The organism is Methylobacterium sp. Ger2507, assembly GCF_055231875.1.
On record NZ_JBUYVC010000001.1, the window covers coordinates 1,548,064 to 1,561,599 of the forward strand.

10 protein-coding genes and 1 pseudogene are annotated in these 13,536 nt (G+C 68.2%); all 11 read left to right on the top strand.

Translation table 11 applies throughout. The features are described from left to right. Window positions 1-2 precede the first annotated feature (2 nt). The 11 genes and pseudogenes from nuoN (at window position 3) to dnaE (ending at window position 13,386) form a co-directional block, all read left to right on the top strand. Window positions 3-1,445, top strand: coding sequence for an NADH-quinone oxidoreductase subunit NuoN (gene nuoN / locus ACV7NL_RS07190; protein ID WP_056178951.1), 1,443 nt, complete (start codon window positions 3-5; stop codon window positions 1,443-1,445). A gap of 4 nt (window positions 1,446-1,449) precedes the next feature. Further along, on the top strand, window positions 1,450-2,229 hold the full coding sequence (locus ACV7NL_RS07195) for a biotin--[acetyl-CoA-carboxylase] ligase (protein ID WP_463355284.1): 780 nt from the start codon (window positions 1,450-1,452) through the stop codon (window positions 2,227-2,229). 13 nt (window positions 2,230-2,242) lie between these two features. Beyond that, window positions 2,243-3,916, top strand: a complete 1,674-nt coding sequence (locus ACV7NL_RS07200; RefSeq protein ID WP_056178958.1) for a ribonuclease J — start codon at window positions 2,243-2,245, stop codon at window positions 3,914-3,916. Window positions 3,917-4,087: 171 nt separating this feature from the next. Beyond that, entirely contained in the window at window positions 4,088-4,492 is a 405-nt protein-coding gene (gene mce / locus ACV7NL_RS07205) for a methylmalonyl-CoA epimerase (RefSeq protein ID WP_056178961.1), read from the top strand. Between the two features lie 5 nt (window positions 4,493-4,497). Further along, a complete protein-coding gene (locus tag ACV7NL_RS07210) occupies window positions 4,498-4,833 on the top strand; it encodes a DUF1467 family protein (protein ID WP_200935860.1) in 336 nt (111 codons plus the stop codon). Window positions 4,834-5,568: 735 nt separating this feature from the next. Further along, the gene (proS, locus tag ACV7NL_RS07215) at window positions 5,569-6,894 is read left to right on the top strand and encodes a proline--tRNA ligase (RefSeq protein WP_247635062.1); all 1,326 of its coding nucleotides are present in this window, start codon (window positions 5,569-5,571) and stop codon (window positions 6,892-6,894) included. Window positions 6,895-6,902: 8 nt separating this feature from the next. Next, window positions 6,903-8,207, top strand: coding sequence for a lipoprotein-releasing ABC transporter permease subunit (locus tag ACV7NL_RS07220; RefSeq protein WP_056178967.1), 1,305 nt, complete (start codon window positions 6,903-6,905; stop codon window positions 8,205-8,207). A 14-nt stretch (window positions 8,208-8,221) separates the two neighbouring features. Beyond that, complete coding sequence (locus ACV7NL_RS07225) at window positions 8,222-8,935, top strand: ABC transporter ATP-binding protein (RefSeq protein ID WP_056178969.1); 714 nt, start codon at window positions 8,222-8,224, stop codon at window positions 8,933-8,935. Window positions 8,936-9,008: 73 nt separating this feature from the next. Further along, entirely contained in the window at window positions 9,009-9,278 is a 270-nt protein-coding gene (locus ACV7NL_RS07230; protein ID WP_463355285.1) for a type II toxin-antitoxin system Phd/YefM family antitoxin, read from the top strand. After that, window positions 9,275-9,546 (top strand): annotated as a pseudogene (locus ACV7NL_RS07235) (Txe/YoeB family addiction module toxin). The gene ACV7NL_RS07230 and the pseudogene ACV7NL_RS07235 overlap by 4 nt, the downstream one beginning before the upstream one ends. Before the next feature lie 336 nt (window positions 9,547-9,882). Beyond that, window positions 9,883-13,386 (top strand): DNA polymerase III subunit alpha, encoded by a 3,504-nt coding sequence (dnaE, locus tag ACV7NL_RS07240; RefSeq protein ID WP_056178978.1) that lies wholly within the window; start codon window positions 9,883-9,885, stop codon window positions 13,384-13,386. The last annotated feature ends 150 nt before the right edge of the window (window positions 13,387-13,536 follow it).

Below are 13,536 nucleotides of genomic sequence, written 5' to 3' on the forward strand. Positions count from 1 at the left end.
CGATGAACGCCGCTCAGATCGTCCTGCCCGCGCTCGGGCCTGCCCTGCCGGAGCTGATCCTCAGCATCGGCGTGCTGGTGCTGATCCTCTACGGGGCGTTCCGGGGCGAGCGCTCCGCCGAGGGCGTCAATGTCGGCGCCCTGATCCTGCTGGTGCTCGCGCTGTTCGCGGTCATGTCCCAGTCGGGCGCCAAGATCACCACGTTGAACGGCTCGTTCATCATCGACAACTTCTCCAAGGTGATGAAGGCGCTGATCCTGCTCGGCTCGGCCGCCACGATCCTGCTCTCGCGCGACTACTTCCAGCGCGAGCGCATCGACCGGTTCGAGTTCCCGATCCTGCTGATCCTGTGCACCGTCGGCATGATGGTGATGGCCTCGGCCAACGACCTGATCTCGCTCTATCTCGGACTCGAGCTGCAGTCGCTCGCAGCCTACGTCATCGCGGCGTTCCATCGCGACAACCTGAAGTCCACGGAAGCCGGGCTGAAGTACTTCGTCCTCGGCGCGCTCTCCTCGGGCATGCTGCTCTACGGCGCCTCCCTGGTCTACGGCTTCACCGGCACCGTCTCCTTTCCGGGCATCGTCGCGGCGCTCGACGGCACGGCGGGCTTCGGCATCGTGCTCGGCATCGTCTTCGTGGCCGCCGGCGTCGCCTTCAAGCTCGCGGCCGTGCCGTTCCACATGTGGACCCCCGACGTCTACGAGGGCTCGCCGACGCCGGTGACGGCGTTTTTCGCCTCGGCGCCCAAGATGGCCGCCATGGCGATGACGGTGCGGCTCTTCATCGGCGCCTTCCCGGACGTGACGGCGGTGTGGCAGCAGATCATCGTGTTCGTGGCGATCGCCTCGATGGCGCTCGGCTCGTTCGCCGCCATCGGCCAGCGCTCGCTCAAGCGGCTCATGGCCTATTCGTCGATCGGCAATGTCGGCTACGCCCTGGTCGGCCTCGCCGCCGGTTCGCCGGAAGGCATCCGGGGCGTCGTCGTCTACATGATCATCTACCTCGCGATGACGCTGGGCGCCTTCGCGGTGCTGCTGTCGCTGCGGCGCGGCGGCCAGATGTTCGAGACCGTCGACGATCTCTCCGGCCTGTCGCGGACCCATCCGGTCCTGGCCTTCTGCCTCGCCGCGATGATGTTCTCCCTCGCGGGCATCCCGCCGCTGGCCGGGTTCTTCGCCAAGTACTACGTCTTCGCCGCCGCCATCAAAGCCGACCTCGTGGCCCTGGCGATCATCGGCGTGGTCACCAGCGTGATCGGGGCGTTCTATTATCTGCGCCTCGTCAAGGTGATGTATTTCGACGAGCCGGTGGCCGCCTACGAGCCGATGGCGCCCGGCACCCGCATCGTCCTCGCGTTGGCGAGTCTGGTGGTGGTGCTGTTCGGGATCGTGCCGGCCCCGCTGGTGGACGCCGCGGGTGCCGCCGCCAAGTCGCTGTTCTAGCCCCTTGAGCGGATACGGCCTCGGCCCGCAGGCGCGGGTCGCGGGACATCGCCTCCACGTCCACGAGCGCCTCGATTCCACCAATACCGAGGCGATGGCGTGTTTCCGGGCCGGCGAGACCGGTCCGCTCTGGATCGTGGCCCATCGGCAGGACGCGGGCCGGGGCCGGCGCGGCAATGCCTGGGCCTCCGAGCCCGGCAACCTGACCGCGAGCCTGCTGTGGCCGGTGGACGACGTGGAGCCCGGCCAGGTGCCGACCCTCGGCTTCGTCGCCGGTGTCGCCCTGTCCGCCGCCCTCGCCGCCGCCGGCGTCGAGGGGTGCCGCCTGAAGTGGCCGAACGACGTTCTGGCCTCCGGCGCCAAGCTCGCGGGCCTCCTGCTGGAGGCCGACAGCCGCCCCGGCGGGCGTCGCGCGGTCGTGATGGGCTTCGGCGTCAACGTCGCTGCGGCGCCACAGGGCTTGCCTTATCCCGCAACCTGCCTCAGGCAGATGCGGTACGACACGCGCGCCGAGGATCTGTTCGTCCACCTGACGGACGCCGTCATCGACGCAGCGCGACAATGGGACCGTGGCCGCGGGTTCGAGAGAATCCGCGAGCGCTGGATCGCTGACGCGGCCGGGATCGGCGCGCCGGTTTCGGTGCGGACAGGCGACACCCTCGTACACGGAATTTTCGAGACGATCGACGGAGCGGGACGCCTCGTCGTCCGCTCGGAGGATGGAACGCGACGGACCGTGACGGCGGGCGAGGTGCATCTGGGAACGGCCGCGACGGCGGCTTGAGGTTTGACGGACAATGACGACAGGGCAAGACGAACTCGTCTTCGTGCCGCTCGGCGGCGTGGGCGAGATCGGCATGAACGCGGCGCTCTACGGCTTCGGCCCCCCGAAGCGGCGCAAATGGATCATGGTCGATTGCGGCATGGGCTTCGCCGGCGAGGAGGGTTTCCCCGGCATCGACCTGATGTTCCCCGACCTGAGCTTCATTGAGGAGCGCAAGGACGACCTCCTCGCCATCTTCATCACCCACGCGCACGAAGACCATATCGGCGCCATCGGTGAGCTGTGGCCCAAGCTCAAGGCGCCGGTCTACGCGACGCGGTTCGCCAAGAACCTGCTGGAAGCCCGCCGGTTGAGCGAGCCGGGTGCCCCCAAGGTCATCCTGAAGGAGATCCAGGCCGGGCGCCGGGTGCAGATCGGTCCCTTCGAGATCGAGTACGTGCCGGTCTCGCACTCGATCCCCGAATCCAACGCGGTCGCGATCCGCACGCCGCACGGCCTGCTGCTCCACACCGGCGACTGGAAGCTCGACCCGACCCCGATCCTCGGCGACGTGACCTCGGAGGCCGCCTTCCGGGCGCTCGGCGACGAGGGCATCCTGGCGATGATCAGTGACTCGACCAACGTCGTGCGCGAGGGCCGGTCCCCGAGCGAGGCCGAGGTCGCCGCCACCCTGCGCGAGCTGATCGCCGAGGCGCCGCACCGCGTGGCGGTCACCACCTTCGCCTCCAACGTCGCCCGCATGCGGGCCGTGGCCGAGGCCGCCCAGGCCTGCGGCCGCGAGGTGATCGCGGTCGGCCGCGCCATGGACCGGGTCATCGGGGTCGCGCGCGAATGCGGCTTCCTCGACGGCCTGCCGGAATTCCGGTCGTCGGACAGCTACGGCTACCTGCCGCGCGACAAGGTCGTGGCCCTGCTCACCGGTTCGCAGGGCGAGGAGCGGGCCGCGCTCGCCCGGGTCTCGCGCGACGACCATCCGGACATCACGCTCGCCGCCGGTGACCGCGTGATCTTCTCCTCACGCGCCATTCCCGGCAACGAGCGGGCGGTCGGCGCGATCATCAACGACCTCATCAATGCCGGCATCGAGGTGGTCACCGACCGCACCAAGCTGGTCCACGTCTCCGGCCATCCCCGCCGCGACGAGATGGCGGAGATGTATGCCTGGACCCGGCCGCAGACCGCGATCCCGGTCCATGGCGAGGCCCTGCACCTGGACGAGCACGCGCGTTTCGCCCGGGCCCAGGGCGTTCCCAACATCGTCAAGGCCCGCAACGGCAGCGTCGTGCGCCTCGCGCCCGGCACGCCGGAGATCGTCGACCACGTCAAGGCCGGGCGCCTGTTCAAGGACGGCAACGTCCTGATCGACGCCAAGGACCGGGCCATCCCCGAGCGGCGCAAGCTCTCGCAGGCCGGTCTGGTCTCCGTGGCCATCGCGATCGACGTCCAGGGCGAGATCCTGGGCGAGCCCGCCATCGACATCATCGGCCTGCCCAATCGCGGCCGCAACGGCCAGGCGATGCTGGACGTGGTGGTCGAGTCCGTCTCGCGGACCCTGTCGGGCCTGTCCAAGCCGAAGCGCAAGGACGCCGAGGCCGTCGAGAAGGCGGTCGACCGGGGTATCCGTTCGGCCGTGAACGAGGTCTGGGGCAAGAAGCCCGCCTGCCACGTGCAGGTGGTCGAGGTCTAGGGCATCGACCCTCCCCCCTCGGCGGGGGAGGGGGCCTGCGGAGCAAGGTTGGAGAGGGGTGGACCTCTCCGGAACGGGTGCTCCCCTCTCCCGTCCCGCTTCGCGGGCCACCCTCTCCCGCAGAGGGGAGAGGGGCATTTCGCGGGGCAAGCATAACGGGGGGAGCCCATCATGATCGGACGCCTGAACCATGTCGCCATCGCGGTGCGCGATCTCGACGCCGCCTGCGCCATCTATCGCGACACCCTGGGCGCCACCGTCACGGAGCCGCTGCCGCAGCCCGAGCATGGCGTCACGGTGGTGTTCGTGAACCTGCCCAACAGCAAGGTCGAGCTGATGGCGCCGCTCGGCGAGGGCTCGCCGATCGAGAGCTTCGTCGAGCGCAATCCCAACGGTGGCGTGCACCACGTTTGCTACGAGGTCGACGACATCCTGGCTGCGCGCGACCAGCTGAAGGCCCAGGGCGCGCGCGTTCTCGGCACCGGCGAGCCGAAGATCGGCGCCCACGGCAAGCCCGTGCTCTTCCTGCATCCGAAGGACTTCCTCGGCACCCTCGTCGAGCTGGAACAGGTTTGAGCCGAATGGGCGCAGTCCTCCAGGCCCTGGCCGCCTCCACCCTCCGCACCCTCGGGGTGATGGTGGTGGTGCTTGCCACGGCAGTCGCCGTCGCGGTGAGCCTGTTCAAGCTCTCGGTGTTCGGTGCGCTCGCCCTCTACTTCGTGGTCTGGTGGACGCTGCTCTTCGTCATCCTGCCCCTGCGCAACCAGGTGGAGAGCGACCCGGCACGGATGGTGCCCGGCCAGGACCCGGGGGCGCCGGCCAGCCCGCGCCTGCGCGAGAAGGCGATCCTGACCTCGCTCCTGGCGAGCGTGGTCTTCCTGGTGACGATCCAGGTGTTCGAGCTGGCGGGGCTCTGAGGCGACGGCGCGACCGGGTTTACGCAGCTGTCTCTTAGCGGTCGGGCCGCATCCCCGTCGACGCCGGGACAGAGTCACCGCATAAGCTCGCATCGGGGGCGAAGTCCAGACGCAGCACCCCGTCATCCCGGGGCCGCGCAGCGGAGCCCGGAGTCCAGAAACGCAAGTCGTTCAGGAACTTACGCCGTCAGCGGCTCTGAATTGCACACCGCCGGCGCGCCCCTTCGGGTCCGAGCTCGCCTGTGGCGCCCCGGAATGACACCGGGGATGGAATCTCCGATCGAACCGCTTTTGGACGAGGGCACCCAAGCGACGCAGACGCCGAAGAGGCGATGCCAGCCCCGCGCAAGCGTCTAGGCATAAAAAAAGCAAGGCCTAAGCCTTGCTTTGTAAAGATGGTAGTGCGCTCAGCCTCGATTGTCTCACGCATTGCTGACGGCGTGGCGGCTGAAATTCCTCCCGAGACTCGGACCGTGCGGCGCCGCTGCTTGGGCGGTGCAACCATCACGGGGCGCTTATAGGAACAACAATTCTCATTGTCACGTCCTTCGTGACACATTCTTGCGCTTTTCTACCGGAATGCGTGTCGGTTCTGCGCATTTGTCCGCGTGACCGCACCGGAACGGCGATTGAGCGGATCGGTGTCACCTGGCCGCGCTTGTCTTTTCCTGATGCAATGTGTTGTGTGCCGGGGCGTGCCGTTGACCCACTGGCACGCTGTTTCCAGGGCCTTCCATGCGTCTCTCCCGCTATTTCCTGCCGACCTTGCGCGAGACGCCCAAGGAAGCCGAGATCGTCTCCCACCGCCTGATGCTGCGGGCCGGCCTCGTACGCCAGGAGGCCGCCGGCATCTATGCTTGGCTGCCGCTCGGCCTGCGCGTGCTGAACAAGGTCTGCGCGGTGATCCGCGAAGAGCAGGACCGGGCGGGCGCCATCGAGATCCTGATGCCGGCGATCCAGTCGGCCGAGCTCTGGCGCGAATCCGGCCGCTACGAGGCCTATGGCAAGGAGATGCTTCGGATCTCCGATCGCCACGACCGCGAGATGCTGTTCGGGCCCACCGCCGAAGAGGTCGTCACGGAGATCTTCCGCGGCAGCGTGCGCTCCTACAAGGACCTGCCGAAGAACCTCTATCAGATTTCGTGGAAGTTCCGCGACGAAGTGCGGCCACGCTTCGGCACCATGCGCTCGCGCGAGTTCCTGATGAAGGATGCCTACTCGTTCGACATCGACCAGGCCGCCGCCCGCCATGCCTACAACCGGATGTTCGTGGCGTATCTGCGCACCTTCGCGGGGCTCGGTCTCAAGGCGATCCCGATGCGGGCCGATACCGGGCCGATCGGCGGCGATCTCAGCCACGAATTCATCATCCTGGCCCAGACCGGCGAGAGCGAGGTCTACTGCGACAGCCAGTATCTCGACTTCGAGATCCCGCCGGTGACCACCGATTTCGAGGACGTCGCCGCGCTCCAGGGCACCGTCGACCGCTGGACCTCGCTCTACGCCGCGACCTCCGAGATGCACGAGCCGGCGGCCTTCGCCGAGGTGCAGGGCGACAAGCAGATGGCCGCGCGCGGCATCGAGGTCGGGCACATCTTCTATTTCGGTACCAAGTATTCCGAGCCGATGGGCGCAAAGGTCACCGGTCCCGACGGGGTCGATCGCCCGGTCCACATGGGCTCCTACGGCATCGGCCCGAGCCGCCTCGTGGCGGCGATCATCGAGGCGTCGCACGACGAGGCCGGGATCATCTGGCCCGATTCCGTCGCGCCCTTCGACGTCGCCCTGATCAACCTGAAGACCGGCGACGCTGCCACCGACGCGGCCTGCGCGGAGATCCAGACGACCCTGGAGGCCGCCGGGCTCAGCGTGCTGTACGACGACCGCGACGAGCGCCCGGGCGCGAAGTTCGCCACCGCCGATCTCATCGGCCTGCCCTGGCAGGTCATCGTCGGCCCGCGCGGCCTCGCAGAGGGCAAGGTCGAGCTGAAGCGGCGCGCCGGGGCCGAACGCGAGAGCATCGCCCCGATCGATCTGCTCGCCCGTCTGAAGCGGGTCTGAGGCGCATCATGGCGGGGGCCCTGACGGACAGGCTCGCGGGTCTTCGTACGCGGTTCCAGCGCGGGAGTACGCCGCCCTTCGCCGGATTCGAGTGGATCATCGCCGGGCGCTACCTGCGGGCGCGGCGCCGGGGCGGCGGCGTCTCGGTGGTGGCCTTCTTCTCGTTGCTGGGCATCGCGCTCGGCGTGGCCACGCTGATCATCGTGCTCTCGGTGATGAACGGCTTCCGCACGGAACTCCTGTCGAAGATCATCGGCATCAACGGGCACGTCTTCGTCTCGCCGATCGACAAGCTCTTCACCGACTATGCCGACCTGTCCGAACGCCTGTCTAAGGTGGCCGGCGTCCGGGCCGCGATTCCCCTGGTGGAGGGGCAGGCCTTCGCCTCCTCGCCCTATGGCGGCGCCGGCAGCGGCGTGCTGGTACGCGGCATCCGGGGCGAGGATCTCGACAAGATCGGCGCCATCGCGAGCAACGTCAAAAGCGGCAGCCTCGAAGGCTTCGACGACGGCTCGGGCGTCGCCATCGGACGCCGGCTCGCCGAATCCCTCGGGGTCCAGGCGGGCGACCAGATCAACCTGTTGACGCCGAAAGGGGCCTCGACCCCGTTCGGGACGGCGCCCCGCACCAAGGGCTATTCGATCAAGGCGATCTTCGAGATCGGCATGACCGAGTTCGACTCGACCTTCGTGTTCATGCCGCTCACCGAGGCGCAGGCCTTCTTCAACCGGGATTCCGACGTCAGCCTGATCGAGGTCTATCTCGACAACGCCGAATCGGTGGCGGCGATGCGACCCGATCTGGAGATGGCGGCCGAGCGCCCTGTGCTGCTGACCGACTGGCGCCAGCGCAACCGAACCTTCTTCGGCGCCCTGGAGGTGGAGCGGAACGTGATGTTCCTGATCCTCAGCCTGATCGTCGTGGTGGCGACCCTCAACATCATCTCGGGGCTGATCCTGCTGGTGCGCGACAAGTCGAGCGACATCGCCATCCTGCGCACCATGGGGGCGACCCCCGGCACCATCATGCGGGTGTTCCTGATCAACGGCGCGCTGATCGGCGTGGTCGGGACCTTGAGCGGGCTGGCGCTCGGCATCCTGATCACGGTCAACATCAAGGGCATCCAGCGGGTGCTGTTCCCCTCCGCCTGGGACCCGACCGTGCGCTTCCTCGCCGAGATCCCGGCCGAGATGAACGCCAACGAGATCACCGTCGTGGTGGTCACCTCCATCGCCCTGTCGCTGATCGCGACGCTGTACCCCTCGTGGCGCGCCGCCCGGCTCGATCCGGTGCAGGCCCTGCGCTACGGCTGAAGGCCCGAACCTCCATGACCACGAAAGCCGAGGCGCCCGGCGCGCAGCCGGTCCCGGCCCTGTTCCTCGCCAAGGTGGAGCGGCGCTACCCGCAGGGGACCGGTGCCCTCGAGATCCTGCGGCAGGCCGACCTCGCGATCTGGCCCGGCGAGCTCGTCGCCCTGGTGGCGCCCTCGGGCGCCGGCAAGAGCACGCTGCTGCATCTCGCCGGCCTGCTGGAGCGCCCGGATGGCGGCGAGATCTACCTCGGGGGCACGCCCACGGCGGCGATGGCCGATGCCGAGCGCACTCGCCTGCGCCGCGAGGAGATGGGCTTCGTCTACCAGTTCCACCATCTCCTGCCGGAGTTCTCGGCCCTGGAGAACGTGGTCATGCCCCAGCTCATCCGGGGATTGTCGAACCGCGAGGCCAAGGCGCGCGCGACGGAGCTCCTGAGCTTCCTCGGGCTGAAGGACCGGCTCGTCCATCGGCCAGCCGAACTGTCCGGCGGGGAGCAGCAGCGCGTCGCCATCGCGCGCGCCGTCGCCAACGGCCCGCGCCTGCTGCTCGCCGACGAGCCGACCGGCAATCTCGATCCGCACACCGCGGCCCACGTCTTCGGCATCCTGGTGGCGCTGGTGCGCGCCTCCGGCCTCGCCGCCCTCATCGCGACCCACAACATGGACCTGGCCGCCCGCATGGACCGGCGGGTGACGATCCGGGACGGGCTGATCGAAGAGGTGGCGTGACCGGGCTGGGCGGCCTGATCGCGGCACCGCCTTGCATCCGCAGAGTCGTCAGAACACGTCCATGGGTGTGTACATGAGGCTCAGAGCCATGACCCATGTCGGTTTCACCGAGTTGCGGAAGAACCTGGCGACCCATTTCGACCGGGTCGAGACGGATCGCACCGAACTGGTGGTGACGCGGCAGAACCACGAAGATCTCGTCATCCTGCCGCTTGCCGAGTTCGAGAGCCTGCGTGAGACCCTTCACCTGCTCGGGACACCGGCGAATGCCCGGCGCCTGCCCGAAGCGATGGCGCAACGCGACGGTGCCGGGGGGACGGAGCGGGACCTGATCCAGCCGTGAAGCTGGTCTGGTCTGACCATGCCTGGGACGATTACCGTCACCGGCAGGCGGCCGATCGAACGACCCTCCAGCGCATCACCGTGTTGATCGGTGAGGCCCGGCGGCATCCGTTCCAGAGCGTTGGCAAGCCCGAGCCCCTGAAGGCCATCTCAAGGGCTGGTGGTCGCGACGGATGACCGGGGAGCACCGCCTTGTCTATCGGGTCGCCGGGCAGGGACCGGATCAGACCCTCGAAATCCTCCACTGCCGCTGGCATTACGACGCCTGACACGTGCGAGGGCTCCGAGGGTTCGCCTCTTAATTAACGAGCCGCTAACCTTGCTGCACAGGGATATCCGAAACCGCTTTACAAAGAACAAAACAAGAACAAAACTCAGGACGTCAACGAGAGGCGATGCCGATGTTCAAGCGGATGATCCTGACGGGTGCGGTCGAGTTCATGGCCTTCGGGCTGCTGGCGGTGTCGGTCGCTGCCTGGGCTGTCGCACTGGCGCCGTTGCGATAGCGTTGCACCCGGGGCACAGAGGCTGAGCGGTCCACAGCGAAACGGGCCGCGGCATCGGTTTGTCATGGATTGGAAACCCCGACTCGGGCTGGTGGTCTCATGGCGCGCATCCTGAAAGACCCCGCTTACGTCCACCTCCACGTCCACTCTTCGTTCTCCCTGCTCGAGGGGGCTCTGAAGGTCGGCGACATCGTCAAGGCGGCGCTGGCCGACCGGCAGCCGGCCCTGGCGCTCACCGACACCAACAACCTGTTCGGCGCGCTCGAATTTTCCGAGAAGGCGTCCGGCGCCGGCATCCAGCCGATCCCGGGCCTGCAACTCACCGTGGCGTTCGAGGCGCCCGATCCGATGGCGCGGGTGGGGCTGGCGCAATCGGGCTGCGCCAACATCGTGGTGCTGGCCCAGGACGAGACCGGCTACGGCAACCTGCTGCGGCTGGCGAGCCGGGCCTATTTCGACGGCGCCCTCGGCGATGCCCCCCGCGTCAGCGTGGCGGCTTTGGCCGAATCGAGCGCCGGCCTGATCGCGCTCACGGGCGGCTCCACCGGCCCCCTCGACAGCGCCCTGCGGATGGGCCGGGCCGAACTCGCCTCGGGGCGCCTCGCACAGCTGCGCTCCGCCTTCGGCGAGGACGGCCTCTACGTCGAGATCTTGCGTCACGGGCTGCCCGACGAGCGCATGGTCGAGCGGGAATTGCTGCGCCTCGCCGACAGCCACGGCCTCTCGGTGGTGGCGGCCAACGAGCCCTTCTTCGCCAAGGAAGGCGACTACGACGCCCACGACGCGCTGCTCGCCATCGCGGACGGGCGCCTCGTCTCGGACGACCGCCGCCGCAAGCTCACGCCGCGCCACGGCTTCAAGACCCGCGCCGAGATGGGCGCGCTGTTCTCCGACCTGCCGGATGCGCTCAACGCCACCGTCGAGATCGCCATGCGCTGCGCCTACCGCGTGCGCACCCGCAAGCCCATCCTGCCGAATTTCGGCGTGGTCGCCGCCGCGGCACCCGACGCAGCCGCCTCCGAGATCGCGGCGGCCCCGCCCCTCGACGAGCCGGCCGAGCTACGCCGGCAGGCGGAAGCCGGCCTCGAACTGCGCCTCGCTCAGCACGGCACCGCGCCGGGCATGTCTGAGCAGGTCTACCGCGATCGCCTGGCCTTCGAGCTCGACGTCATCGTGGGCATGAAGTTTCCCGGCTACTTCCTCATCGTGTCGGACTTCATCAAGTGGGCCAAGGACCACGACATTCCGGTGGGGCCGGGCCGCGGTTCGGGCGCCGGCTCCCTGGTGGCGTGGTCGCTCCTCATCACCGATCTCGACCCGCTCCGCTTCGGCCTCCTGTTCGAGCGCTTCCTCAACCCCGAGCGCGTCTCGATGCCGGATTTCGACATCGACTTCTGCGTCGAGGGCCGCGAGCGCGTGATCCAGTACGTGCAGCAGCGCTACGGCGAGCGGCAGGTGGCGCAGATCATCACCTTCGGCACCCTGCTCGCCCGCGGCGTGCTGCGCGACGTCGGCCGCGTGCTGGAAATGCCCTACGGGCAGGTCGACAAGCTGACCAAGCTCGTGCCGCAGAACCCGGCCAACCCCGTCACCCTGGTCCAGGCCATCGAGGGCGAGCCGAAGCTGCAGCAGGCGATCGAGGAGGAGCCGATCGTGGCCCGCCTCATGGAAATTTCGAAGAAGCTCGAAGGCCTGCACCGTCACGCCTCGACCCACGCCGCCGGCGTGGTCATCGGCGACCGGCCGCTGGAACAGCTGGTGCCGCTCTACCGCGATCCGAAGACCGGGATGCGGGTGACCCAGTTCAACATGAAGTGGGTCGAGGCCGCCGGCCTGGTGAAGTTCGACTTCCTCGGCCTGAAGACCCTGACGCTGCTGCGCTGCTGCACCGACTTCCTGGCCCAGCGCGGCATCATCGTCGACCTCGCCTCGCTGCCCCTCGACAACAAGGCCACCTACGAGCCGATGAAGCGCGGCGAGACCGTGGGCGTGTTCCAGGTGGAATCGGCCGGCATGCGCAAGGCCCTGGTCGAGATGCAGGCGGACCGCTTCGAGGACATCATCGCGCTGGTGGCTTTGTATCGCCCGGGTCCGATGGCTAACATCCCGGTCTATTGCGAGCGCAAGCTCGGGCGCGACGCCGGCAACGAGGCGAGCTGGTACCCGCACGCCAAGCTGGAGCCGATCCTGAAGGAGACGTTCGGCATCATCGTCTACCAGGAACAGGTGATGGAGGTGGCCAAGGTCCTGGCCGGCTACTCGCTGGGCGAGGCCGACATGCTCCGCCGCGCCATGGGTAAGAAGATCAAGGCCGAGATGGACGCCCAGCGCGACCGCTTCGTGAAGGGCTGCATGGAGCGCGACCTCACCAAGGCCAAGGCCGACGAGATCTTCGACCTGCTGGCCAAGTTCGCCGATTACGGCTTCAACAAGTCGCACGCCGCCGCCTACGCCCTGCTGACCTACCAGACCGCCTATCTCAAGGCGAACCATCCGGTGGAGTTCCTGGCCGCCGCGATGCAGCTCGACATCGACGTCACCGACAAGCTCGCCGAATTTCGCCAGGACGCCCAGCGCCTGAAGATCACCGTCGAGCCGCCCTCGATCAACACCTCCGGCGTCGGCTTCGAGGTGCGCGAGGGGCGCATCCACTACGCCCTCGCGGCGATCAAGGGCGTGGGCCGCGGGGCGGTCGAGGCCCTGATCGAGGCGCGGGGCGACAAGCCCTTCCGCGACCTCGCCTGCCTCGCCCGCCGGCTCAACCCGCGCATGCTCAACAAGCGCACCCTGGAAAACCTGGTGGCGGCCGGCGCCATGGACACCATCGAGCCGGATCGGGCCCGGGCCTGCGCCGCCATCGAGCCCATGATGAAGCTCGCTCAGGGCGCGGCCGAAGCGGCCAGCACCGGCATCGAGGACATGTTCGGCGGCATCACCGCCGCCGACGTCACCCTGCGGGTGCCCCCCTACGATCCCTGGCCGATGGCCGACAAGCTGAAGAAGGAATACGAGGCGGTCGGCTTCTTCCTGTCGGGCCATCCCCTCGACGAGTACGGCGACCTCCTGGGCAAGCTCAGGGTCCAGACCTGGGCCGAGTTCTGCCGCGCCGTCCGGGCCGGCACCACCAGCGTGGGCCGCGTGGCGGCCTCCGTGCTCGATCGCTCGGAGCGCCGGACCAAGACCGGCAACAAGCTCGGCATCGTCATCCTGTCCGACCAGACCGGGCATTTCGAGGCGATCATCTTCTCGGAAGGGCTCGGCCAGTACCGCGAGATCCTGGAGCCGGGCCGTCCGCTGGTGCTCCAGCTCCAGGCCAACCTCGAGGGCGAGGACGTGCGCGCCCGCATCATGACCGCCGAACCCCTCGACGCGGCGGTCGCCCGCCACCAGAAGGGCATGCGCGTCTATCTCAAGGACGAGCGCCCGATCGCCTCCGTGCAGCAGCGCCTCCAGGTCCGCGGGGAGGGCGAGGTCTCTCTCATCCTCCTCCTCGACGGCGAGCGCGAGGTCGAGGTCAAGCTGCCGGGCCGCTACCAGGCCACCCCGCAGATCGCCGGCGCCCTGCGGGCTGTCCCGGGGGTGGTTCAGGTCGAGGTCAATTGACGAGGCATTTCGTCAAACAGCGGCCGGTTCGGTTCGAGCCGAGCCATCGTCTGCGTAAAAGCATGCGGTTGCGCGAAGCCGTTCCGTGACGTCGTAAATCCGATTCTGTCAGCGACCGTATTCCGTCATCTCAGCGCGACGCGGCCCTCC

Bases quoted from the DNA above. Each gene is read 5' to 3' on its own strand.
- nuoN (WP_056178951.1), top strand. From the start codon at position 3: ATGAACGCCGCTCAGATCGTCCTGCCCGCGCTCGGGCCTGCCCTGCCG.
- proS (WP_247635062.1), top strand. From the start codon at position 5,569: ATGCGTCTCTCCCGCTATTTCCTGCCGACCTTGCGCGAGACGCCCAAG.
- ACV7NL_RS07210 (WP_200935860.1), top strand. From the start codon at position 4,498: ATGGGCGCAGTCCTCCAGGCCCTGGCCGCCTCCACCCTCCGCACCCTC.
- ACV7NL_RS07200 (WP_056178958.1), top strand. From the start codon at position 2,243: ATGACGACAGGGCAAGACGAACTCGTCTTCGTGCCGCTCGGCGGCGTG.
- ACV7NL_RS07230 (WP_463355285.1), top strand. From the start codon at position 9,009: ATGAGGCTCAGAGCCATGACCCATGTCGGTTTCACCGAGTTGCGGAAG.
- ACV7NL_RS07225 (WP_056178969.1), top strand. From the start codon at position 8,222: ATGACCACGAAAGCCGAGGCGCCCGGCGCGCAGCCGGTCCCGGCCCTG.
- mce (WP_056178961.1), top strand. From the start codon at position 4,088: ATGATCGGACGCCTGAACCATGTCGCCATCGCGGTGCGCGATCTCGAC.
- ACV7NL_RS07220 (WP_056178967.1), top strand. From the start codon at position 6,903: ATGGCGGGGGCCCTGACGGACAGGCTCGCGGGTCTTCGTACGCGGTTC.
- dnaE (WP_056178978.1), top strand. From the start codon at position 9,883: ATGGCGCGCATCCTGAAAGACCCCGCTTACGTCCACCTCCACGTCCAC.